Origin of the sequence: Taibaiella chishuiensis (genome assembly GCF_003014535.1) — a bacterium.
In the GTDB taxonomy this organism is placed as follows: Bacteria; Bacteroidota; Bacteroidia; order Chitinophagales; family Chitinophagaceae; genus Taibaiella; species Taibaiella chishuiensis.
Genome location: NZ_PYGD01000002.1, coordinates 433434 through 456497 on the forward strand (window position 1 = coordinate 433434; position 23064 = coordinate 456497).

19 protein-coding genes are annotated in these 23064 nt (G+C 52.8%); 14 read left to right on the forward strand and 5 right to left on the reverse strand.

Annotated features, from left to right (window positions below; translation table 11 throughout):
- The first annotated feature begins 7 nt into the window (after nucleotides 1-7).
- The 11 genes from B0I18_RS09360 (at nucleotide 8) to B0I18_RS09410 (ending at nucleotide 17324) form a co-directional block, all read left to right on the forward strand.
- The gene (locus tag B0I18_RS09360) at nucleotides 8-3523 is read left to right on the forward strand and encodes a hypothetical protein (protein ID WP_106522422.1); all 3516 of its coding nucleotides are present in this window, start codon (nucleotides 8-10) and stop codon (nucleotides 3521-3523) included.
- Nucleotides 3523-5022 carry a contractile injection system tape measure protein gene (locus B0I18_RS09365; RefSeq protein ID WP_106522423.1) on the forward strand — a complete coding sequence of 500 codons (1500 nt, stop codon included), beginning with the start codon at nucleotides 3523-3525 and terminating at the stop codon, nucleotides 5020-5022. Before B0I18_RS09360 ends, B0I18_RS09365 begins: the two co-directional genes overlap by 1 nt.
- Entirely contained in the window at nucleotides 5022-6455 is a 1434-nt protein-coding gene (locus B0I18_RS09370) for an ATP-binding protein (RefSeq protein ID WP_106522424.1), read from the forward strand. Before B0I18_RS09365 ends, B0I18_RS09370 begins: the two co-directional genes overlap by 1 nt.
- 38 nt (nucleotides 6456-6493) lie before the next feature.
- Entirely contained in the window at nucleotides 6494-7252 is a 759-nt protein-coding gene (locus tag B0I18_RS09375; RefSeq protein WP_106522425.1) for a CHAP domain-containing protein, read from the forward strand.
- Nucleotides 7253-7362: 110 nt separating this feature from the next.
- The gene (locus B0I18_RS09380; protein WP_219905950.1) at nucleotides 7363-8952 is read left to right on the forward strand and encodes an eCIS core domain-containing protein; all 1590 of its coding nucleotides are present in this window, start codon (nucleotides 7363-7365) and stop codon (nucleotides 8950-8952) included.
- A gap of 99 nt (nucleotides 8953-9051) precedes the next feature.
- On the forward strand, nucleotides 9052-10776 hold the full coding sequence (locus tag B0I18_RS09385) for an eCIS core domain-containing protein (protein WP_219905951.1): 1725 nt from the start codon (nucleotides 9052-9054) through the stop codon (nucleotides 10774-10776).
- A 50-nt stretch (nucleotides 10777-10826) separates the two neighbouring features.
- The gene (locus B0I18_RS09390) at nucleotides 10827-11876 is read left to right on the forward strand and encodes an eCIS core domain-containing protein (protein WP_106522427.1); all 1050 of its coding nucleotides are present in this window, start codon (nucleotides 10827-10829) and stop codon (nucleotides 11874-11876) included.
- A gap of 26 nt (nucleotides 11877-11902) precedes the next feature.
- Nucleotides 11903-13435, forward strand: a complete 1533-nt coding sequence (locus tag B0I18_RS09395; protein ID WP_106522428.1) for an eCIS core domain-containing protein — start codon at nucleotides 11903-11905, stop codon at nucleotides 13433-13435.
- Nucleotides 13436-13474: 39 nt separating this feature from the next.
- On the forward strand, nucleotides 13475-15568 hold the full coding sequence (locus tag B0I18_RS09400) for an eCIS core domain-containing protein (RefSeq protein ID WP_106522429.1): 2094 nt from the start codon (nucleotides 13475-13477) through the stop codon (nucleotides 15566-15568).
- A gap of 34 nt (nucleotides 15569-15602) precedes the next feature.
- Nucleotides 15603-16355, forward strand: a complete 753-nt coding sequence (locus B0I18_RS09405) for a hypothetical protein (RefSeq protein ID WP_106522430.1) — start codon at nucleotides 15603-15605, stop codon at nucleotides 16353-16355.
- A 129-nt stretch (nucleotides 16356-16484) separates the two neighbouring features.
- Nucleotides 16485-17324, forward strand: coding sequence for an N-acetylmuramidase domain-containing protein (locus B0I18_RS09410; protein ID WP_106522431.1), 840 nt, complete (start codon nucleotides 16485-16487; stop codon nucleotides 17322-17324).
- Here B0I18_RS09410 and B0I18_RS09415 read toward each other — a convergent pair.
- Together B0I18_RS09415 and B0I18_RS25065 are read right to left on the reverse strand one after the other, a co-directional pair.
- Nucleotides 17321-17797, reverse strand: a complete 477-nt coding sequence (locus tag B0I18_RS09415) for a low affinity iron permease family protein (RefSeq protein ID WP_106522432.1) — start codon at nucleotides 17795-17797, stop codon at nucleotides 17321-17323. The two genes, B0I18_RS09410 and B0I18_RS09415, sit on opposite strands and share 4 nt — an antisense overlap.
- Nucleotides 17798-18299: 502 nt before the next feature.
- Complete coding sequence (locus tag B0I18_RS25065; protein WP_342749499.1) at nucleotides 18300-18821, reverse strand: DUF6496 domain-containing protein; 522 nt, start codon at nucleotides 18819-18821, stop codon at nucleotides 18300-18302.
- A gap of 46 nt (nucleotides 18822-18867) precedes the next feature.
- Between B0I18_RS25065 and B0I18_RS09425 the strand changes: the two genes are divergently transcribed.
- Nucleotides 18868-19731 carry an SDR family oxidoreductase gene (locus tag B0I18_RS09425; protein ID WP_106522606.1) on the forward strand — a complete coding sequence of 288 codons (864 nt, stop codon included), beginning with the start codon at nucleotides 18868-18870 and terminating at the stop codon, nucleotides 19729-19731.
- Between the two features lie 76 nt (nucleotides 19732-19807).
- Nucleotides 19808-20251 carry a GNAT family N-acetyltransferase gene (locus B0I18_RS09430; protein ID WP_106522433.1) on the forward strand — a complete coding sequence of 148 codons (444 nt, stop codon included), beginning with the start codon at nucleotides 19808-19810 and terminating at the stop codon, nucleotides 20249-20251.
- A 63-nt stretch (nucleotides 20252-20314) separates the two neighbouring features.
- Here B0I18_RS09430 and B0I18_RS09435 read toward each other — a convergent pair whose 3' ends face one another.
- Entirely contained in the window at nucleotides 20315-20788 is a 474-nt protein-coding gene (locus B0I18_RS09435; RefSeq protein ID WP_219905952.1) for a VOC family protein, read from the reverse strand.
- A gap of 66 nt (nucleotides 20789-20854) precedes the next feature.
- Nucleotides 20855-21670: an AraC family transcriptional regulator gene (locus B0I18_RS09440; RefSeq protein WP_106522434.1), complete on the reverse strand. Its 816-nt coding sequence runs from the start codon at nucleotides 21668-21670 to the stop codon at nucleotides 20855-20857.
- A 108-nt stretch (nucleotides 21671-21778) separates the two neighbouring features.
- Here B0I18_RS09440 and B0I18_RS09445 point away from each other — a divergent pair, with 108 nt between their 5' ends.
- A complete protein-coding gene (locus tag B0I18_RS09445; RefSeq protein ID WP_106522435.1) occupies nucleotides 21779-22345 on the forward strand; it encodes a GNAT family N-acetyltransferase in 567 nt (188 codons plus the stop codon).
- Nucleotides 22346-22480: 135 nt separating this feature from the next.
- On the opposite strand, the gene B0I18_RS09450 is transcribed toward B0I18_RS09445, so the two are convergent.
- Nucleotides 22481-22681, reverse strand: a complete 201-nt coding sequence (locus B0I18_RS09450; protein WP_106522436.1) for a DUF3606 domain-containing protein — start codon at nucleotides 22679-22681, stop codon at nucleotides 22481-22483.
- Nucleotides 22682-23064 lie beyond the last annotated feature (383 nt).

Sequence of the window (23064 nt, forward strand, 5' to 3'; positions counted from 1 at the left end):
ATATGCCATGCCCGATATCATTTCCTTAGTAAAAGAAAACCCGCTGTTGCCTGCCGAAGACTACGCCGCGATGCGTAAAGAAGGCTTTAAGCAGATCGAGAAGCTGGGCAGCGACCATTGGACGGATTATAATAATTCAGACCCCGGTATCACCATCCTGGAAGCTGTATTATACGCCATTACCGACCTGTCTTACCGTACCGGCTTCGACATCAAAGACCTGCTGGCGCCCGAACAGCTTACCGGCGATACCTGGAAGCAGGTATTTTATACCGCCAGGCAGATCCTGCACAACAGCGCATTGACCATTACCGATTACCGTAAGCTGATGATCGATGTAAAAGGGGTGCGCAATGCCTGGATCGAACCCTCGAAAGAGTACGAAGTGCCGGTATGGGTGGACTATAATACCTATGAACTGAAAGCGCATGAAGACTGTCATTGCGAGGACAAGGAGCAGGAAGTTTGTATGGGCCGCCTGGGTATCGAAGCCGCTACGCCCGAGGCTGCAGCCGCTTTCCTGTCCAAACAAAAAGACGATGCCCTGCAACGGCAGCAGGCGCTGACCAAAAAGCAGGATGAGCTGAACGAAGCCCTGAAAAAGATCGAGGATCAGATCGCCAGGGAGAGCGACCCCATTGCCCTGGAAGAGTTGAAAAAGAACCGCGAAAAATTTGCGGAACAGCTCCGGGACAACAGGAACGGGCTCAATGGCATAACCAAAGAGCTCGACCTGATCGCTTCCATGAAATATATACCTTCCAAGATCGTGGAGTTCGAGGGCATCTATAACGTAATGGTGGAATACGAAGAAAATGTACTGGAAGAAGATCAGCGCGAAGAGGTACGGCAGCAGGTGGTACAACGCCTGTCGGCCAACCGTAGCCTTTGCGAAGATTTCCTGACCGTTAATGCTGTCGAATATGAAGATATCGGCATCGGCGCATCGGTCACGCTGCAGGAGTATGCCGATCCTGACCTGGTGCTGGCCCGCATCTTCTTTATCATCTATAAATACTTTACGCCTTCCGTACCTTTTTATACTCTGCAGCAAATGCTGGAAAAAGGGTACGATACCGATGAGATCTTCGAAGGACCGGCGCTGGAACATGGGTTTATCGAAGACAGGGATATTGAAAAGACCAGCCTGTACCGCGATATCCGTATGTCCGACATCATCAACGAGATTGCCGATATTGAAGGGGTGATCGCTATTACCTATTTGCACCTGCCTTTCGATGGTTTTGAAAACGAAGAAGCGGGTAAGGCTTATTTCGATCAATGGGTCAGGTTCCTGCAGCGCGAAAGGAAAGTAGCCCGTATCAGTCCCGAACGGAGCCAGGTGATCTTCTGCAAACAAAAAGAAATGATCACCTATAATACCGGCAATGTCAAAGACCGCCGGTCGAACAGGATGCTGAAGCTGTTCCGCGACTTTAAGATCGCAGAACGTACATACAAACTGGAAGGCATAAGCCTCGATATCGCCGTGCCTGTGGGCGAAAATATGGAGCTGGAAGATTACTACCCGGTTACCTATTCGCTGCCGATGACCTATGGGGTAAGCGACAGGGCGGGCCTGCCGGGCAGTGCCGACGATAAGCGCAAGGTACAGGCTTTACAACTTAAAGGGTACCTGCTGTTCTTCGAACAATTGCTGGCCGGTCACCTGGTACAACTCAATCACCTGCGCGATCTTTTTACTATGGATGAGAGTACCGAACATACCTATTTCAACCGGGTACTGCAGGAGATAGCCGGTCTGCAGGACCTGCTGATCGACGAAAAAGGCCGCGGCGCGGGCCATTTCGACCAGGTAATGCAGGACTTCTCTATCGTATTACAGGAGCTTATGGAAAGCCGCGAACAATTCCTGGTGCGCCGTAACCGTTTCCTGGAGCACTTCCTGGGCCGTTTCTCCGAAGACCGGAGCGCTTACGATGCCATTAACCGCTGGCTGGACCCGGCTACGGCAGACGAACGCCTGGTAGACGATAAGATCCGTATGCTGAAAGACGGTGAATATACGCCCATCAGCTCGGGCCGCGGCAGGGGGTACAACTATACCAGTCCCGACTTCTGGGATACCGATAATGTATCCGGCGCCGAACGGCGCATCGGCCGCCTGCTGGGCTTTGGCAGCATCCGGCGGCACGACCTGTCGCCCCGGTTCATAACTACAGAGCCGGTTATGATCCTGAACAAGAAAAAGCAGCAGGAACAAAAGCTCAGCAAGAAAGGCAAACCCCTGAATGTGGTGAAACTCCTGCATCCCGATAACAATGAACAGGTATTGCTGACGAGCGTGGAAAGTGTAGAAGGCTGCTGTACCGAACAACTGATCAGCGATATCCTGGAGCATGCCGATAATACGGCGCATATCAAACTGTACGACGACCTGAACCGCCGGGCGCGCAAGACCGCAGGACCCGTAGGCAGCTTCTGGTTCGAAATATGGGATGGCCCGGCCGAAGAAACGGCCGTGTTACTGGCCGAGAGTCCCCGTTTTGATAAAAAGGAATTACGGGATGAAGCGCTGGCTACGCTGTTGCAGGTCATGAAAGGCATCAACGATAACGAAGGCCTGCACCTGGTGGAGCATTTGTTGCTGCGCCCCCGGCTGGACGAGGTATTGGACGAAAACAATGAATCTGTGCCCGTCTCCTTCCTCGACATCTGCCTCGATTTCTGCGACCTGGGTATTGGCCTGGATGAAGGCGCTGTGCCCTTGTACCGTAAAAAAGTATCGCGCGTGCCTGCCGACAAGTGTTATGATAAAATGCCCTGGATACTGGAGTATATCAACGAGAAAAAACAATCGCTGCTCTTCCAGGAAGTAACCTGGAGCGACGACCGCTCGGTTACCGTACCGCTTAAGTTCCGGCGTTATACGGCCTTGTCCGCCCGGGTAAAAGATATACGAGAATATGGTTCCGAACGGGTGAACTACCGTATCGTTTCTAACCAGGAAGAAGAAGCATCCAAAATAAAGTACGGGTTTATCCTTACCGGGGATAACAATGAAGTGCTGGCCCAGAGTCTTTTTGCCTATAACAAAAAGACCAAAGCGCAGGTAGAGCAGGGCGCTGCGATCAAGGATGATATCGAAGTAGCGATCAATACCCTGATGGCCTGGCTGGGTGCGGAAATGGACTGGTATTGCCAGGCCAATCCCTGCGACAGCAACGAAGATCCTTATTCGTTCCGTACCACCGTGGTATTGCCCTGCTGGCCCAAACGCTTCCGGGATGCCACGTTCCGGAATCATGTGGAGCAAACGATCGTGTCGGAGAGCCCGGCACATGTACAGCCCCGTATCGTATGGCTGGGGCTTACCGAGATGAAACGTTTTGAAGAGGCCTATTACAACTGGCTGGAAGAAATGTCGATGACCGAAATTCCGGCCTATGAAAAAGTGAACCCGCTGGTAACGGTGCTCAATACCCTGCGTCCCTGTGGCGTATGCGAGGAGGACTGCGACTGTTCGGAACCCGGTACAGAACCCGAAAAATTACCGTCCTGATGCATAACCTGGTCCATAGCCTGAAATTTGACCTGCATTGTCGTGACGAGCAGCAAGCCTTTGCTTTGCGCCAGGCAATCGCGGGAGGGTTACAGGCAATGATGGCGGAGATCATCGATCGCGTGTGCGCCCGGCATATACCGGCAAACGAAACGGTACGGATCGGCAGGCTGGACCTGGATCTGGGCAACCTGCCGTCCGCCACCCTGGACGAAGCGTTTGCCCTGCAGTTCAGCGCCCTGTTCGAAGCCCGCTTGGTCGACCAGTTACAACGGCAGCAACATAACGGTGGCCCGGTAACGGCCATAGATACGGTATTGCAGGTGTTTACCTGTTTTATGCAAACCGGCCGTCTGCCCTGGTGGGCCGACCCGGATGAATACGATTTGACCTCGGTCTGCAATGATCTTATACAGCGTATGCCCGCGGCATTACTGGCTTTCTTTAAACAACATACCGGCAACATCCGCGTATGGCGCAGGGTAGTTAAACAACTGGATTCCGGTTTCCGGCAGTTCCTGTTTACGCAGATAGACCTGCTGCGGCAGGCGCAGGCCGCCTGGCCCGTCGTGATCGAGGACATAAGGCTGGCCTTGCTCCACACTGCTTTGCCCTCGGCACAAAGTATACCGCAGCTGCAGCCGGCAGCGTTGGTGTCCGATCAGCCGGTGGGTGGCGGTACGACCGTAACCGGTCCGGCCGGCAGCGGTCTTATGGCCCGGGTGCTGGCCCGGTTGGCACAATATGCCCCCGGCTACCAGGTATACCTGCTGGAACATGCGCCCCAACTTTTTGCCCATGCAAAACAGGATAACATCAACGAACTGCTGAGCCTGCTGATCCTGCAAGACCTCTTTCCCGAACAGGATAAAGAGAGCGGGATATTGAAAGCGCAGCTGAAAGATAACCTGCATCTGCCATCCGGGCAACTGCAACAGCCGCCGCTAACGGAACCGATAGGGGAGCCGGCAGTTGACTTGCCGGAAACCCTTCCCGGGCCAGAAAGGATCATGATCCGCGATGCGGGCCTGGTATTGCTTGGCCCTTACCTGAAGCCGCTCTTTACCAGCCTGGGTTACTGGCAGGACGGTGCATGGCATAGTCCAGAAGCGCGCGAGAAAGCCGTTTGCCTGCTTCATTTTATAGTTACCGGTAACACCACATGTAAGGAATACGATCTCGTATTGGGCAAACTGCTTTGCGGTATGCCGCTGCAGGAGCCCTTGTATACCGGTTATACTTTTGATGATAACGAAATCAAAGAAGCGGAAACATTGCTCGAAGCCGTGATCGCGCATTGGACAGCCCTGAAGAATACTTCGGTAGAAGGCTTCCGCAGCGCCTTCCTGCAACGGGAAGCCATGCTCTTTCCCAGGGAGCGCGACTGGCAGCTGGTGGTGGAGCGTAAAACGCTGGACGTATTGCTGGAAAGCATCCCCTGGGGATATGGCACCCTGGCGCTATCCTGGAACACTTATTTAATTTTTACAGAATGGTAATGGAAACCGCACATAAAGAAGATAATCCTGAAGGACAGAACAGCCCCCCGGCGCAGTCTTTAAGTCCCTTGCAATATAATGCAGAGAGTCTAGCGCGCGAGTTGACCTGGTTTGCACATGTGGTCAACGCAAGGCTGGACGCTTATTTTAACAGTACTACCGGACCCGCCGACAATACAGGGGCCGCGGCAGATGCGCCTGCGCCGCCACCACCGCCCGACCTGCAACAGGACGGCTCGGTGTATGCCGGTTTTGTACAGTACTATGGTCTTACAACCGATGAACGCCTGTTATTGATGCTGGCCCTGGTACCGCACCTGCAACCGCAATTGCTCGATGTGTTCTTTACAAGCAACAAAAGCCTGGGTCGCGGGTATACCGAATTTGGTGGGGTGAAAGGCAGCAGGCACGGCGGTTTCCTGCCCACCATCGAAACGGCTATGTTTATCCTGTCGGGTAACGACCTGGCCCGCAGGTTTTACCTGGCGCGGCTTTTCGAACCCGATCATGTATTCTCTGCGCATGGTATCCTGGTACTGGACCGCGGTAGCTCCGGCCAGGAACCTTATTACAGCGCTACCCTGGCTATTTCCGAAGAGTATATCGATTTTTTTACCACGGGTAAGATCCGCAAGCCACATTTCAGCACCGAGTTCCCGGCCAAACAATTGCAGACCACCATGGACTGGCAGGATCTCGTGGTCGATGAAGCGACCATGGCGCAACTGGAAGAGTTGACGATATGGCTGCAACATAGCCCGGCGCTGCTGGGCGACTGGGGTATGGCTAAAAGAGTAAAGCCGGGTTATAAAGTCTTGTTCCATGGTCCGCCGGGTACGGGTAAAACGCTTACCGCTTCGTTGCTGGGCAAGGCTTTCAACCTCGATGTATACCGGGTAGATCTTTCCATGGTCATCTCCAAATACATCGGGGAAACCGAAAAGAACCTGGAAAAGGTATTCGCCAAGGCCGAAAACAAAAACTGGATCCTGTTTTTTGATGAAGCCGATGCCTTATTCGGAAAACGGACCGGTATTACCGATGCCCATGATAAATATGCCAACCAGGAGATCGCTTACCTGCTGCAAAGACTGGAAGACTATCCAGGCCTGGTTATCCTGGCTTCCAATATGCGTAACAATGTAGACGAAGCCTTTACGCGCAGGCTGCAGTCGATCATTTATTTCGCAAAACCGCAGCAGAACGAAAGACTACGGCTCTGGAAAAACAGCTTCAGTGCCAGGTGTACGCCGCCTTCGGACCAGGAACTGGAACGCCTGGCGCGGCAATACGAGCTTTCCGGCGCGGCCATTATGAATATCGTACAATATGCGTCGCTGCAGGTGCTGAGCCGTGGCGAACGTACCGTAACATTTGCCGATATCATGAAAGGCGTCAAAAGAGAATATCATAAAGACGGTAAAACCGTTTAAACCCATATCCGCCCAATCATCACCTTAAAACAAAGATCATGGAACTCTTACAAAAAGGAAGCCAGGGTACAGCAGTAAAAAACCTGCAGCTTTTATTACGCGAACTCGACTATGATGTACCTGTTACCAGTGTATTCGACAACGTTACCTATGCCGCCGTGCGCAATTTCCAGGGCAGTCACCTCGACAAACATGGTATGCCGCTTAAGGTTGATGGCAAAGTGGGCGATATCACCTGGTGGGCACTGAGTAATCCGCGTACCGCCGTATCGCATGGCGTTATCGATTTTACCAAAATGCCCGATGCGGCCATGGGCGGCAGTACCATGGGTCGTGCCGCGCTGATGGCTGCTATCGGCGAACTGAAAGCCGGCGCCGGGGAGATTGGTGGCAACAACCGCGGTAAATGGGTAAAGAAATACCTGGACCCTACAGGACTTAAAGAAGGTAATGCCTGGTGCGCGGCTTTCCTGAGCTGGTGCTTCTTGCAGGCTGCGGGTGGCGATAAGTCAAAAATGCCCTTCCGGTATACAGCCGGCGCCCGCGACCTGTTTAACCAGCTTAAAAATAAAGGCCTGGCCATTAAGGATTCTGGTCCTGCTTACGTGCCCCAGCCCGGCGATATCGTTGCCTGGTGGCGGGTAAGCCTGGCTTCGGGCCTGGGTCATATCGCTATTGTACATCATTTTGAAGATGGCTTTTTATATACCATCGAAGGCAATAAAGCCGCTAATGTGGCCGGTTTCGATTATGTGAAAACCAGTATGGACAAGATATTGGGCTATGCCAGGGTATAACGCTACGCTAGAGCTTTTTATAGGACGCTTTATGCTTAGAGCACGCTAACCGGAGCCGCGTGGCCCGGGTGAGCAAAAGGATTGACCTGTGGATGATTAATGGAATTTTTATGAAGCAATATAGTGTACACAAACCGGGCGCAACGGTTACGTCTGCAGCCGCAGGTACTGGCGCCGTGCCGCAACCCACGAGGGGTAGGGTGCAGCGTAAAGTAAGCCCGGCTGCAACAGAGGCGGGGCCGGTGTTGTCGGACCGTATTGCCGGCACGCAAGGTACAGGCAATACGATGGACGATACAACGCGTACGTTTATGGAGAACCGTATGCAGGCCGACTTTTCGCAGGTCAGGATCCATACCGGTAGCGATGCAGCGCAGATGTCGCGGCAATTGGGTGCTTTGGCGTTTACCCTGGGAAGTGATGTTTATTTTAATGAAGGCGCCTACGATCCGGGTTCGGAAACGGGTAAGCACCTGCTGGCGCACGAACTGGCGCACACGCTGCAACAGGGCACAGACCAGGTGCGGCGTTTCGAAAGCCCTGAGCACCAGGACCTCGGCGATAGCGCCCTGGGCGAACTGCTGGATTTCCTGGGTACCGGACCGGGTAATGACTGGGCGGACAGGTATAAGATCAACGGCGCCGAGGTACGCGCAGGCATAGAAAACGATGCTTTTTATAGGGGTAAAAAGCTGCGCATGGCCAATGGCAGTATGCTGAGTATCGGGGAGATTATTTCCCTGATGGGCGATTTCTATAAGACACCCATGCAATTGTACCAGGCGCCCGGGGCCGAAATTGAAGGCGTGCTCGCGATCATCAATAAGGAACGCAGGCACCAGATCTCTGCCGGCGGCGCCGCTGTTGCTTACAATAAGGTTACCGGCGGGCGGTATACCGCCCTGGCCGAAAAAAATGAAGAACACTTTTCGCCGGTGAATGCCGGTGAATGGGAGCGGTTGCATAACGCTGCGCTGGATATGGCCCGGCAAAGCAAGGGAGCGGAAAGCGAGGCGTTTGACCAGGCGCTTTTTACCGATGCCGCGGCAGGCCATTTCCTCACCGACGCGTTTGCGGCAGGGCACCTGCTTAACCGCACTAAAGTTTTAAACAGTATTCATGTGTACACGGCACAGCACGAGGTAAGGGCACAAAACCCTTTGCTGCAGCCTTATCTATTGATTACCGCCAGTAAACAGGAGCAATTCATCCTTAAACTGATTCATGATCATTTCAATCGCATCGGTTTCGATACGGCAAACGATAAGGGTATGACCTGGAAGACCTATGGCGATGATAACCTTTCCAAATCAGAAGAAACGCGGCATATCGCTGCCTTGGCGGTATTTACCTCGAGACAGCAATTGTTCCGTGCAAAAAAAGGAGCAGCCGTAAACAATAAAGAAGTGCTCGACCTCTTACCGAATGCGGCCACGCTCGAACAGGCTACCCAGCAAGCGATCGATTATATCCCTATAGCCGCTACCCAGGTCGAAAACCTGATCTACAGGAACCGCGATGCCTCCGCACTTGCCGTAGGCAGCCTGATGGCGCCATTGGTAAGGGCTAACCTGAACGCACTGGGCGATCCGGGATTGCAAAATCAATTGGAATGGCAACGCAGTTTTAATGAGCAGCAAGGTTTGCCGCCACCGCTCATCAACCAGTTCTCCTTCGATCTGCCGCATTTCCTGGAGTAGCATAGATAGATAGCCAGGCTTTTGAAGTACCGGCTACGACCGCATAAACCGTTTAAAACAACGGTATGAACAATTCCTAAACCCTATCAAACGATAAACATGTTTGAAACGACAACAGGAACAAAAATAGCCATGGCCGCCCCTGATGGTATGATGCCCGCAGCATCGGCAGGCAGCCTGGAATACAGTACCGGTGAGGCTTTGCCGGTACAGTGCAAACTGGCCATCGGCGCCGTTGACGATCCTATGGAGCTGGAAGCGGAAGCTATGGCAGATCGCGTGATGCGTATGCCTGATACTCCGGTACATAGCCAGGCAGATAGCGACGGGAACAGCACTGCGCCGCAGACCACCTTTGTGCAGCGGAAATGCGCACAATGTGAGGAAGAAAAGGTACAACGCCAACCGCTTACCCCTTTTGTACAACGGCAGGCTGAAGGCAATGCCCATGCCGGTGGTGCATTAAGCGCCTCGATCCAGGCCGCACAGGGCAATGGCTTTACCATGGATACCACTACGCTGGGTTTTATGGAAAGCCGTTTTGCTACTGATTTCTCTTCGGTTAAGATACATACCGGCAGGGAAGCGGAAGGGTTCTCCCGGCAGTTAAATGCGCAGGCCTTTACGGTAGGCAATGATATTTACTTTAACAGTGGTAAATACAATCCTGCTTCTGCTGAAGGCAAGCACCTGCTGGCTCATGAACTGACGCACACGCTGCAGCAATCGGCTGGCACGGTAAGCCGTAAAATACAACGGCAGGTGCACAACGGGCACGATAACTATGCCGGTTATGCCTTTGATGATGCAAGCTGTGAACTCTCCTATAACCAGCATTGGTATTTCGATTTCCAGGTACCGCTCAGTACGGCCGAAAAGACAAACCTTATGAACCAGGCGGCAAGCCAGGTACACCAGTTATGGTCCAATAAGTACCCTTTGAAGCCTACACCCTTCGGAGCCCGTACTACTTGTCCCTGTAGCGTAGACGGGGTAGCCCTTTCGGTGAATGTCATCCCCAGAGAAGGGGAGAAGCAGGGCCGGGGTATCCGCGTAACGGTGCGCCCTTCTTTACGGGCAAATGTAAACCCCGTTAACGGTAATATGGAGCTGGAACATAATAGCAGCACCAGCGATATCAGGGGCACGCAATATCCGACAGGGCTGCAATACACGGTGGCACACGAGTTTGGGCATACGATCGATATCACCGACGAGTATGCGGGGTGGACCGGTTTCTTTTCGCCTTCTACCCAGGCCGATACGCCTTCGATGATGAACTCCGGGAACGATGTACGGCCGCGGCATTACCAGTACTTTGCCGACCTCATCTCCCGCGACATACTGGGCTGCCGTTATAATCCCAACGGGATAAGGATGCCCGAATGGGAAAACCCGGTATTCCGGACATCAACCCTGTCGGGGCTTACAGCCTCGCAGGACGGATTGACCTATCCCTCCGTAACTTCAGCGTTGGATCCGGGCGCCAATTTCGACTTCCGTACTTCCAACGAACGGGTAATGGGTATCCTGTATCCGCAAGCCGGTATGATCCGCTTTGCCAACCCCGCCACAAGCCAGACACAGATCGGGGCTACCGCAGGTCTGCGGCTGGGACAGATCGCACATCCCCTCGTATTTAACCTGAGAACGGGTATCGTGTTTAACCCCGCCAATCCCGGTGCGTCCCTGGGTATTCCTTTAAGTATAACCGCGGGCATCCGTACCTCGTCCTTCGAACTGGGCGTTGGGTATACCCCGGTATTCAGTGTATTGACACCCGGACAGGTATCGCATTTACTGGGAGCAGGTATTACTTTTTAAAGAAGATACGATTGCAGGCATCAAATTACTAATCAGGTCAAACGATAAACATGTTTGAAACGACTACAGGAAGAAAAATAGCCACGGCCGCCCCTGAGGGCATGATGCCCGCAGCATCGGCAGGTCGCCCGGATTACAGTGCCGGCGGAGCTTTGCCGGTACAGTGCAAACTGGCCATCGGCGCAGTAAACGATCCTATGGAGCTGGAAGCGGAAGCTATGGCGGATCGCGTGATGCGTATGCCCGATACCCCGGTACATAGCCGGGCAGATAGCGCAGGGAAGAACACCGCCCCGCAGGCGGCCTTTGTGCAGCGGAAATGTGCACAATGTGAAGAAGAAAAGGTACAACGCCAACCGCTTACCCCTTTCGTACAACGGCAGGCCCAAGGCAATGCCCATGCCGGTGGTGCATTAAGCGCCTCGATCCATGCCGCACAGGGCAATGGCTTTACCATGGATACCACTACGCTGGGTTTTATGGAAAGTCGTTTTGCTACTGATTTTTCTTCGGTTAAGATACATACCGGCGGGGAAGCGGAAGGGTTCTCCCGGCAGTTAAATGCGCAGGCCTTTACGGTAGGCAATGATATTTACTTTAACAGCGGTAAATACAATCCTGCTTCTGCTGAAGGCAAACACCTGCTGGCCCATGAGCTCACCCATACGCTGCAGCAATCCGGAACCTCGGGTACTATGGTACAACGGATGCTGGTCTGCCCGCTGCGCCTGAACGACTCCGATCCCGTACCGGCGGGCTTTAAGCCTTATTTCGGTAACGCGCATGTGTTTCATTGCGGCTTCCGCGGCATACTCGAAGACCGGCGGCCTACACCCGGCGACCCGATGAACGAATGTTTCTACGATCATTCGGGTACCCTCGTTACCGAGAGCCATCCTTTTGCCGGTTGCAGGGGTACACCGGATTATTACGATTCCCAGACCGATAGTTATAACCATTTTGCCAACGACCCGGGCGGCGTGGTACAGGCCGGCGGCCCCGCACTGCTGGAAAGTATCAAGTACCCGATCTTAAGCCCGCTTATGGACCTTGGCGGCTATCTCGAACGCAACATCCGCCGCCTGTACGGCGTTCCTTAATGCCCTGGCGCTAAACACTGATTTTTATGAATGCTACCCTGCAGTCTCCCGTCGTTGAAAGTACCGTTCCTGTTCCGGAAGCGGTTATGCCTGCTGCACCGGCTCCTGCCGGTGTAAGCAGGATCCAGTGTAAACTGGCTATCGGTGCGGCCGACGATCCGATGGAGCACGAAGCCGAAACCATGGCCGATCGGGTGATGCGTATGCCCGGCCCCGTGGCGGTACAACGCAAATGCGCGCATTGCGAAGAAGAAGAGCAGGTGCAACGGAAACCCCTGGCTGCTTTTATTCAACGTATGGAAAAGGGTACAGCCGGTGTTACCGGCGATACCGTCAGCGGCCGCATCGATGCCACGCGCGGATCGGGCAACAGTATGGATATGCCGACGATGAGTTTTATGGAAAGCCGCTTTGGCGCCGATTTTTCGGGTATCCGGGTTCATACGGGTGCAGATGCGGTGCAACTCTCGGGCGAATTGAATGCGCAGGCTTTTACCGTAGGCAATGATATTTACTTTAATGAAGGAAAATACAATCCCGGTTCTGCCGCGGGCCGTCACCTCCTGGCGCACGAGCTTACCCATACGATACAACAGGGCGGCAGCGGCATCAATCGTAAAATGATCCAACGGTTCGAGGCCAGCGAACGGCCTAATATTTCGAACCTGGCCGGTATTATGGCCGAGGCCAGGAGTTTTGCCGATAACGCATTGTCTGTGGAGGGTTTTGTGGAACAGGCGGGCGGCTCGTCAATGGTTACGGTGCTGGGTACTGCCGATAGTGTTATGGAAAGTGGCATGCATAACCGTTACCTGGTTACCTGCCGCTGCGGTATGATCGATATGCGGCATTTTTACCAGCTGATGTATATCGCATCCAAATTTACGAACCGCAGGGCCACGGCTATGGGGCGTGATCATGAGCTGGAAGCCGAGGCTACCTCGCGTTTTGCAGCGGAAGACACGACTTCCAATGCCCTGGGCGCATTTTTCGGCGCCAATAGTTTCGACCTATTCTATACTTCTACGGATACATTGATGCAACGGTTAAATACCTTCCTGTCGCGCTGTTCGCCGGTCGATTTCAGTGCCCTGCCGGCTCCGGAGCAAAACAATATCGTTAATTTTTATGCGCAACGCGACGGCGCCGGTGTGCCGGCCAACCAGAGTGAAGTGGCCACGCCCGCGGTGCTGAGTATCTCGGCTTGTAACGGCAGGCATCGCTCCTTCCCTTTCACGGTCGATCCCGATGAGCAAAGAACGATTACCGGTGAAGCATATACGCACGGTACTACAGGGTTGGATAATGATGATGATATACGCGACTTTGTCCGTATGCAAAGACCGGAGATTATACAGTCGATCGATACGGCCGAAAAGGTACGGCTGGTAGGCATCCTGTTGAGCTACTGGGTAACGGATGCCGACCTCGATGCGGTACAGGCCATCGTGCAAAATGCAGGTACGGCACAGGTAGAAGCCATCAGGGCCAGCGTAAACCCCACTTCGCTTACCAGTGTCAGCCAGCGCACCCGTTTACGGCTGCTCTTGAATATGTAGAAAAATAATAATGACAATCATGCAAAAAACTATAAGCTCATGTCCTTGTCCTTAACCCCTAACCCAACAGCGGTGGCTGCGGCCGCCGATCAGGCGCAGCCTGCTGCCCAGGAACAGGCACAACAGGAGGCCCCCGGGCTTGCCTATACGATCCAGTGCAGGCTTACGGTAGGCGCTCCCGACGATCCGATGGAACGCGAAGCCGACGATATGGCCGACCGGGTCATGCGTATGCCCGAAACGGCTGTACAACGCAAATGCAGCGACTGTGAAGAAGAAACGGTGCAACGGAAGCCGCTGGCCTCCTTCGTACAACGTAAATGTGCACATTGCGAAGAAGAGGAGACGGTGCAGCGAAAAACGGTTACGCCTTTTATCCAGCGTTCCGCAACCGGGAGCGACGCTGTGGCCGGTGCATCGGTCGATGCCGGTATTGCCGCTACGCGGGGCAATGGCGCCGCTATCGATAGCGGTACCCGCAGTTTTATGGAAGATCGCTTTGGCAGCGATTTTTCGGGCGTAAAGATCCATACCGGCAGCGATGCGGTTCAGTTGTCGGGCGCCCTGGGTGCACAGGCCTTTACCGTAGGCAACGACATTTATTTTAATGAAGGCAAATATAACCCGGCTGCCGCCGATGGACGGCATCTGCTGGCACATGAGCTCACGCATACCCTGCAACAGGGCGCTACGCCGGCCCTGGTACAACGCCGCCGGGTGCCGGATGCGGCAAGCCTGAATTCGGGCTTGCCTACCACCAGTTCTGTAAGTAGCGTCCAGGCCGAAATCGGTATGGCGCGCGTATTGAGCCGCGCCTGGGCAGGGCTAACCCCTGCACAGCAGTCTGCCGTGCAGACCGCTACGGCAGGATTGGGATTGACATGGTCGGATGAAGAAAGCCTGCGTATGGCGCTGATACCGGTAAACCGGGCCGTACTGATCAGTTTTGCACAGGCGATAAGGACAGCGGCGCCCTCTGCTACGCTGGGCGATCCTTTGCTGATTAATACCGGCCCCAGGCCGGCTACGGCCGATGCCGCCAATATTGCTACCCTGGTTGCCAATGCCACGGCTATCTTTACCACGCTGGCCGGTAACAGCAGGAACGCAGACCTGAGGCAGGTATTCGGCGCGGCAAATGTAGCGGCAGCAAAAACAAAATACAACAATGCCCGCCTGCAGATGAATGTGCTGCATGCGGCCAACCAGATCGTAACCGACCGCTCAGGCTATAATGCGGAAGTAAGTCTCGGCGGACTTACCAATTCAAGCCAGATCTCCGTATCTCCCGATGTGATCGATAACCCGGGAGATAATGAGTCTGTAATTACCTTTGTGCATGAGTGTATGCATGCCGGTAATGCCGATGTCCGCGATTTCGGGTATATCCACCAGGCTTCTTTCCGGGAATTGTCCGCGGCCGTAAAACTCACGAATGCAGCCCATTTCGAGGTCGTGCCCCGGCGGATGCTGGGCGCGTCGTTCGCCTTCACCGGCCAGACCTTTATCCCTGCAGGCACTACGGTAGGCGGTACTACCGCGCCGCCACTCACCAATCGCCAGCAGGCCATCCGCGATGCCTCGGAGCACTTCCGCCAGGCATGGACCATCGGCCTCAACCTGCATAACCTGTATGTACGGCTCTTCCGTACACCGGCAGAATGGAATACGCTGGATTTGTCTACCCAATTCGGTGGCGCTGCTGCCGGCTCGCATTTTTCCGATACGCTGCCTTTCTGGTCCAATGTACAGGGATTGACCCTGCATCAGCGTTTAGCGGAAATTAATCCTTCCGGTGTCAATGCCGCCACGCGGCCGGTTTCCCTGATCGATATCGCCTTGTCCGAAGGCATGATCCGCAAACTGGCGCAGGGTATGGATGCCGTTCCTACCTCCGAGATAGACGCTGTATTGCTGGAAACCACCTACGGTACAGTAGCGGAGCAGGCTGCGGCGACTGCAAGTGTGGCTGCCGAACGCGATCTGCTGATCAGGCTGGTGATCCGTGCCCGCCTGGGCGGTGGTATCGCCGGCAATGAACACCGGGATGAACAGTTGGTGGCGCGAATGGGCTCCACGGCCAATCTATGGTCGGATATCCTGGCGGTTCGCCCGGTCAGCGCCTTCCCTTAAATATCATAACCATAACCGGATAATTTGAAAAACTATGTTTAGTATCGATGAAAAAGTGCTGCAGCTGTTTTCTTTCCTGATGGCTACACTAGGTGGGCCGGGTTATAAAGGGCCTGCACAGGGGCTTACAGCCGCCGTAAAACAGGAGATCGCCGCTGCCTTCGAAGACAGGGCATTCAATGCCGGCCGCTTTGCCAATGCTTTGCAAAGGGAGGATAAAAGTAAACATGCCCTGCAGGTAATACAGGAAACAACGACTTCATCTTTTGTCCTGGCGCTGAATGCCGACGGTACCGCGACCGTATGCCGGGGTTGGCAATACCTGGGCTTTAACAGTGGCCCGGAAGTCAATCAGTCCGAACGGATCCGCGAACAACTCGGCTACCGGGGATTCTGGCACCGTAATCCCGACGATGGCTGGGTGGATATCGATCTGAGCCTGGACGACCGGGTCTGCGACAGCATCGGGGAATACAGCAACCTGGTACCGCGGCATGCAGCCAAATGGCAGTTGCGTTGTTTTCCCTTCCTGCTTAAAGGCATGCCCGGTATGGAAGAACCGTTACTGGCATGCCGTATGGTAAACGGCGGACCTGATTTCGGAGAAGGCGAGCCGCATACGGTATTCGACCCGGCAACTCAGCAGTATTGGCTGCTGTTGGGCGCTGAAAATGGTATCCGTATCAAGACCGGGACTACCGGCGATGGCAAGGATTCCCTACCCGGTATACAGGTCACCCAAGCGGATAGTTTACTGTCCGCCGAAGCATGGCGGTATCCCTTCTGATCTTTGCAGGAAATTATTTTTCGGGCTTTATCTGCCTGTGTACTGTTGCGGGGCAATTTCGGAGACCGGCATCCCGTTTAAATGAAAACCGGTAATTTCTATACACATCACCCAAACAAAAACATAACCATGATTTTACTCAAACTGAATGCAAAGGGCGACGCAGTAACTATGTTGCAGGAGCTGCTGAACGAATTCAATTACGAACTGGTCGTGAATGGTATTTTCAATGCGGCCACCGATAAGGCTGTGCGCGACTTCCAGGCCAGGAATGGGCTCGTAAGCGATGGTGTGGTCTATACCAAAACATGGACCCGGCTGCTCAACAATGCGCCTGCCGACCTGGCGCAGATGGAAGCCCGCTTCCTGAAAGAACAGGATATCATAGCCACCGCAAAGCGACTCGACATCGAAGTAGCTGTAGTCAAAGCGGTGAACGAGGTGGAAAGCCGTGGCCGGGGTTTCAATGTAGATGGCAGTGTCAAGATCCTGTTCGAAGGCCATGTTTTCTGGGATCAGCTCAAAAAACGCAACATCGATCCCAATAAATATGTAAAAGGAAATGAATCGGTATTGTACCCGAAGTGGACCAGGAAGTACTACCTAGGCGGCAAGGCGGAGTATAACCGGTTGAACCAGGCCATCAATATCTTTAGTAATGCGCCATCGGCCGTAGCGGCAGCAGGTGTAGAGGCTGCTTATGCTTCGGCTTCCTGGGGCTTGTTCCAGATTATGGGGTATCATTTTAAGTCGCTGGGCTACCAGGATATCGTCAGTTTTGTCAGCGATATGAAAGAAAGCGAAGGCAGTCAGCTGGATATCTTTGCCCGTTATATCGAAGTGAATAACCTGCAGAAATTCCTCAAGAATAAGCAATGGGCCAGCTTCGCCCTTCGCTATAATGGCCCGGGATATAAAGAGAATAAGTATGATGAAAAACTGGCCAAGGCCTATGAAAAGTATCGTTAGTCGTCAGCGTCCTTCGTGCCTTTCGAATCGCGGGCACTTTTCTTTTCTGCTTCGATAGCATCGGCAGCATCGATAGAATGCGAACGGTGAATATTCTCCTCCTGCTCAGCCTGGTCGGACAGGCGTTGATAAAACTTATGCAGCACATCGAGCTCCGATTCTTCGAGGTCTTCGATATCTACCATACGGTTGCTGGCAAAACGGCTTGCAGCGATCAGTTCATTCAACTTTAGTTGTATGGCCTTGGAATCCTTATTCTGTGTTTTCTGGATCAGGAAAACCATAAGGAACGTGATGATCGTGGTGCCGGTATTAATAACCAGTTGCCAGGTATCCGAATAATGGAATACGGGGCCTGATACCAGCCAGGCAATGATCAGGCCGAAGGCGATGCCAAAGGCAAACGAGGTTCCGGTCCACTGGGTCGCTTTGTTGGCTGCCTTTTCAAACCAGCTGTTCTTTTTCGATTTCATAGTTAGATGTGAGATATTAGATATGAGATGTTAGATATTAGATATGAGATGTTAGATATTAGAGGGCGTATTGTCATCCTGAGCACAGCAGGGTAATTTTAAATTTTGAGTTTTGAATTTTGAACTATTGAAGTGTTCGCTGTCATCCTGAGCGCAGCGAAGGATCTCATTAGTTAGCCGGCTTCAATAGCGTGTCTGTATCAAAGGACGATTGTCATCCTGAGCGCACTGGCGTGTAAAAGCATAACCACCAAAAGGAGCCTGTCATCCTGAGCATCGCGAAGGAACTCACCAGTTAGCTGGCTTCACTGGCGTATAAAGCATAACTACTTAACAGGAGCCTGTCATCCTGAGCATCGCGAAGGATCTCATCAGTTAGCCGGCTTTACTAGCGAGTAAAGTATCAAGTATCAAAGGACGATTGTCATCCTGAGCGCAGCGAAGGATCTCATCAGTTAGCTGGCTTTGCATACGGGTTGCCTGCCATCAATAAGCCCTTCGCTCACTTCTTCTTCGCGGCTGCCTTCTTCTTCATGGGCGCCTTCTTCTTCGCCGCTGCTTTCTTCTTCATGGGCGCCTTCTTTTTGGCTGCTGCTTTCTTTTTCACGGGCGCTTTTTTCTTAGCTGCTGCTTTCTTCTTCATGGATGCCTTTTTCTTAACCGCCGCTTTCTTCTTCACCGGCGCCTTGGGCACTTTGCCGCCTGCTTCCCTTGCTTCGGACAGGCCAATAGCAATCGCCTGTTTCTTGCTGGTCACTTTTTGGCCGGACCCGCTTTTCAACGTGCCTTCATGCAGTTCATGCATAACCTTTTCTACCTTCTCGCTTGCTTTCTTTCCGTATTTAGGCATAGTATGCTGGTTGTGATGGTTTACAATCCTGGTATAAATGCAGCGGCCACTCTTGTACGGGCCCTCTTTATCCCCGGATAAAACAAGCCCCAGCTGCCGATATGCTACAAATACAGATAAAACAGGAAAATGTTGCCGCGCCGGCCTGGGTTGCGCTACGATTATGATAAACATTTAACAGGCGCCTGCTGTTTTCTCTATACAAACAACACAGATGATTATGGAAAGTAAACAGCCCCAAACCTTTCCGCCACAGGAACAGGAGCAACAACCCGGTCTCGAAACAGAAATGGTGCCTGTGCCGGAAACCGCACCCAGGCCGGAACCGGCCGCTGGTAAGCTTCGGGGCAAAGTGGCAGTTATAACCGGTGGGGACAGTGGCATCGGTAAAGCGGTAGCGCTGGCATTTGCCGCAGAAGGTGCGGATATCGTGATCGTTTACTACAACGAACATCGCGATGCCCATGATACGGCGGCAACAATCAAGGCGCTGGGCGTACAAGCGCTGTTACTACCGGGTGACATTGCTTCGGAGTCTTTTTGTAAATCAGTGGTAGAGCAGGTTATAGCCACCTTCGGGCAGATCGATATCCTGGTTAATAATGCCGCCGTACAATATCCCCGCGAACGCCCCGAGGAGATCAGCAGCGAACAGCTGCTAAAAACCTTTGGGGTGAATGTATTCGGCGCCTTTTACCTCACGCTCGCTGCATTGCCCTTTATGCCTGAAAAAAGCAGTATCATCAATACGACTTCGGTAACCGCTTACCGGGGCAGTTATCATCTGATCGACTACTCGGCGACGAAAGGCGCACTGGTCGGCTTTACACGCTCTTTATCGGCTGCGCTCGCCGGCCGGGGCATCCGGGTTAATGCCGTAGCGCCAGGCCCGGTATGGACACCATTGATCCCCGCAAGTTTCCCGGAAAAGCATGTGGCGGAGTTCGGCGCCGATGTGCCGATGAAGCGCGCCGGTCAGCCCAACGAAATCGCAACCTGTTATGTGTTCCTGGCCTCGGAGGATGCCAGTTACATGACCGGGCAGGTATTACATCCGAACGGTGGCGAGATCATTAATGGCTAATAGTGTTTGATGCAAGCTAGTACCTGTAGCGGGTTCGAAAGAAATTCCGGATATTCGCAGCCTTAACGAAAGGTATATGGCACATAAGATTATCCTTGTATCCGAAAAGGACTATCCCGAAATTTTAACCGTATGGGAAGCTTCCGTAAGGGCTACGCATCATTTCCTGGCAGAGGAAGACCTGCTCTTTTATAAAGCGGCTATCCGGGACACTTATCTGCCTTCGGGCATGCTCCGCCTGTTCTGTATCCGGGAAGACAATGGGGATATGGCCGGCTTTACGGGCTTGAGCAACGATGCTATCGAAATGCTTTTTATACGTCCCGACCTGCGTGGCGCCGGCATAGGAAAAGCGTTATTGCGCTACGCCGTTATGGAACAGCAAATGACAAAAGTAGATGTGAACGAGCAAAATGGACAGGCGCTTGGTTTTTATGAACACGAGGGTTTTCATATTACAGGACGCTCGGAGCTGGATGCTTCCGGTAAACCTTATCCTATTTTGCATTTATCGCGCTGATAGCAATAAGGTTTGTACAGGCGGCGTATACTTCCCGGATACCGGGAAGTATACGCCGCTTTTTTAATCCTGTGTACCAGTCTCCGGTGGCTGGTAACGTACAATGTCGATGGCAATCCCGTTGATATCTTCAATGGCGAAATGCCGGTCGCCCCAGGGTTCATCGCGGATGTCGATCCGGATCGGCACATGGTCTTTCAGTCTTGCATACAGTTCATCTACATCATTTACTTCAAGCGTAAGGTACATGCCTTGGCCCTGAAAGGCCTTGTGGAACAGCGGTTGCTGCGATGGGTGGTCGGGTAGCAGGAAGCTGATCTCCGCCGTATGATCCGGGGTATGCAATAACAGGTAGAAATCGTTTTCGAAAGTAACCCCGAAACCGAGATGGGTGGTGTAGAATGCTTTTGTCGCCGCGAGATGGGGCGTTACGATGCCTGCGTTCAGTTTCATGGCTTTGTTTTTAGAAGTAGGGGGTTGTGCAAATGCGCAGTACTGCAGCAGGACGAGCAGGCTGTTGATCAGTAAGTGTTTCATGATTGCCGTTTGGTAAGGCAAAGATGCGGCAGGATAAGCGGGTTTCCTTGTAAAAATCGGACAAAATCAGGTACCGGCGGCCTGTCCGGGTGTAAGGCCGTAAAACTGCCGGAACGACCTGGTGAAATGCGCCTGGTCATAATAACCCAGGTCGAAATAGGTCTTCTGCTTGGTTATGTTTGCCGGTGTACAGGTTTGCAGTAAACGCTGGAAGCGCACCACATTACCGAATGCTTTGGCGCTATCGCCGATATAGTGGTGAAACAGGCGGCGGAGCTGGCGCGGACTGATACCAATGGCCAGGTCGCTGCCCATGCTGATATTGCCCGAATGCTGTAAGAGCAGAGTCATGGCTTCGTAGAACCTGTGGTCGTAATTACGCGGTGGCATAGCTGCCAATAATTGTAGCAGGTGCCCATCCTGTAATGCGGTCCGGCTTGCGGCATCGAGGTCATGATGCAGGCGGTTGCTTATAAAAGCGGCGGTAGCGGGCCATACGGCTTCCAGTGCTTCGGAACGGTTACTTAATGTGTCGGCACTGATGCCGGTTAAGAGGGTAAACATGCCCGGCAAAAAGCGGATGCCGTTGTAGTGAAAGGTATTGTCCAACGGGAATGCCGTATACCGGTCGCAGAAGCCCATAATGCTGCTCTGCTCCGGGTAATACAGGTCGGTAAAAATATCGGTACAACCATCGGCCACCACGCGGTACGAAAACGGTGCGGATAAGGGTGTGGTTGTTTTAAGCTCCCAATAGCAATATACCAGGTCGCGAAGGGCAGGGTGGGGTTGTGTTTCCCGGTACTGCACACCTGGCGTACCCGGGCCTGTCGCCAGTTGTACGGGTTGGTATAACTGCCTGATACAGGGGAGTGGGTCCAAGATGATCTTGTTTGTTGGCGGATAGCCAAAGATAAGATAATTTCGGCCGCGGCAGCGACTTAACTATGTTACAGTAACCAGTCCTTTTTTATTTAATAAGCTATCATCATGAAATACCCCTCCATACAGGCGACTTTGAAAAACGGGCTGGACGTAACGGTAAGTAGGTGCCGGGAAGAAGATGCCCCGGGCTTTATCGCTATGGTAAAGACCTATTTGTCCGACAGTCCCTGTATCCCGATGCTGCCCGAGGAGTTTGCTCATAGCATAGAAGAGCAACAGGCCCTGATCCGGCGTTTTGCGGCCCAGGAAAATTCCCTGGCCCTGGTTGCCAGGCATGAGGGACAAATCGTGGGTAATATCGAACTTACGGGTAGTCCGCGTTTGATGATGCGGCATACGGCGATGGTAGGCATGGGCATGCTCCGGGCCTGGCGCGGCTGTGGTTTGGGGACCCTGCTGTTGCGGGAGGTAATCAACTGGGCTGTCGGAAATCCTGTATTGGAAAAACTCTGGCTTGAAGTATATGCGGAAAATGAAGCCGGGTTGCAGCTGTACCGGCGTTGCGGTTTCGAGGAAATGGGGCGTTCCCCTGGCTTTTTCAAACGTGATGGTATTTACTCGGATAAGGTATTGATGGGCCGCGATGTAGCTGAAGGGCGTTCGTATTTATAAAAAAATAAGGGCAATATACTGCAGGTTGGATGGTTGTTCCGATGTTATTGCATATCGTTTGGGTAACCTGCAGTGTATTGTCCTGTTGATTATCCGTCGTAGCGCTTGTACGGCGGTTTAGTTGTTTCTACTCATTTACGCCGGTCCGTGCTGGCCGGTCCTGTCTCTCAGGTAACGTTCTACTTTTTCGGGATCGTGTCCTACGGCCGTAGTGGCCGCCTGCACTTCTTCCCTGCTTACGCCAAGCTCTTCTTCCAGATAAGCCAGTTCTCTTTCAGAGCCAGGTTGTATACCGTTACGTTTGAGCAGTTCATTTATTCTTTGATCATCTGTCATAGTTTATCGGTTTGTTATAAAACAACCGGCGCTTTTAAATTGTTGCGCCCTTTTGGTCTGCTTTTCTGATCAAATGTAATTTTGCATGAAAAATGTTTAACGTTTTATTTTATGTGAACTGACCGTCAGTTGTTTTTTATATTACGTTTTGCATGAATTATGGTAAGGTTCCAGGTATAATCCCGGTTTTTTTCTTCGGAAAAAGCGAAAAATGTTGTCATAAATCCTTTTTTTTCGGATACCCGATGTTGCCGCGGCCACCTGCGCAAAGCCTTGCCTGGCCTGCTTTATCGTGTTAAGGAAGTAGTGCTTAACTTAAAGATAACGAACTGGTAAAATGCGCTTCACCTTCTGTTTACATGAACTCCTGACTTTTGCCCCCT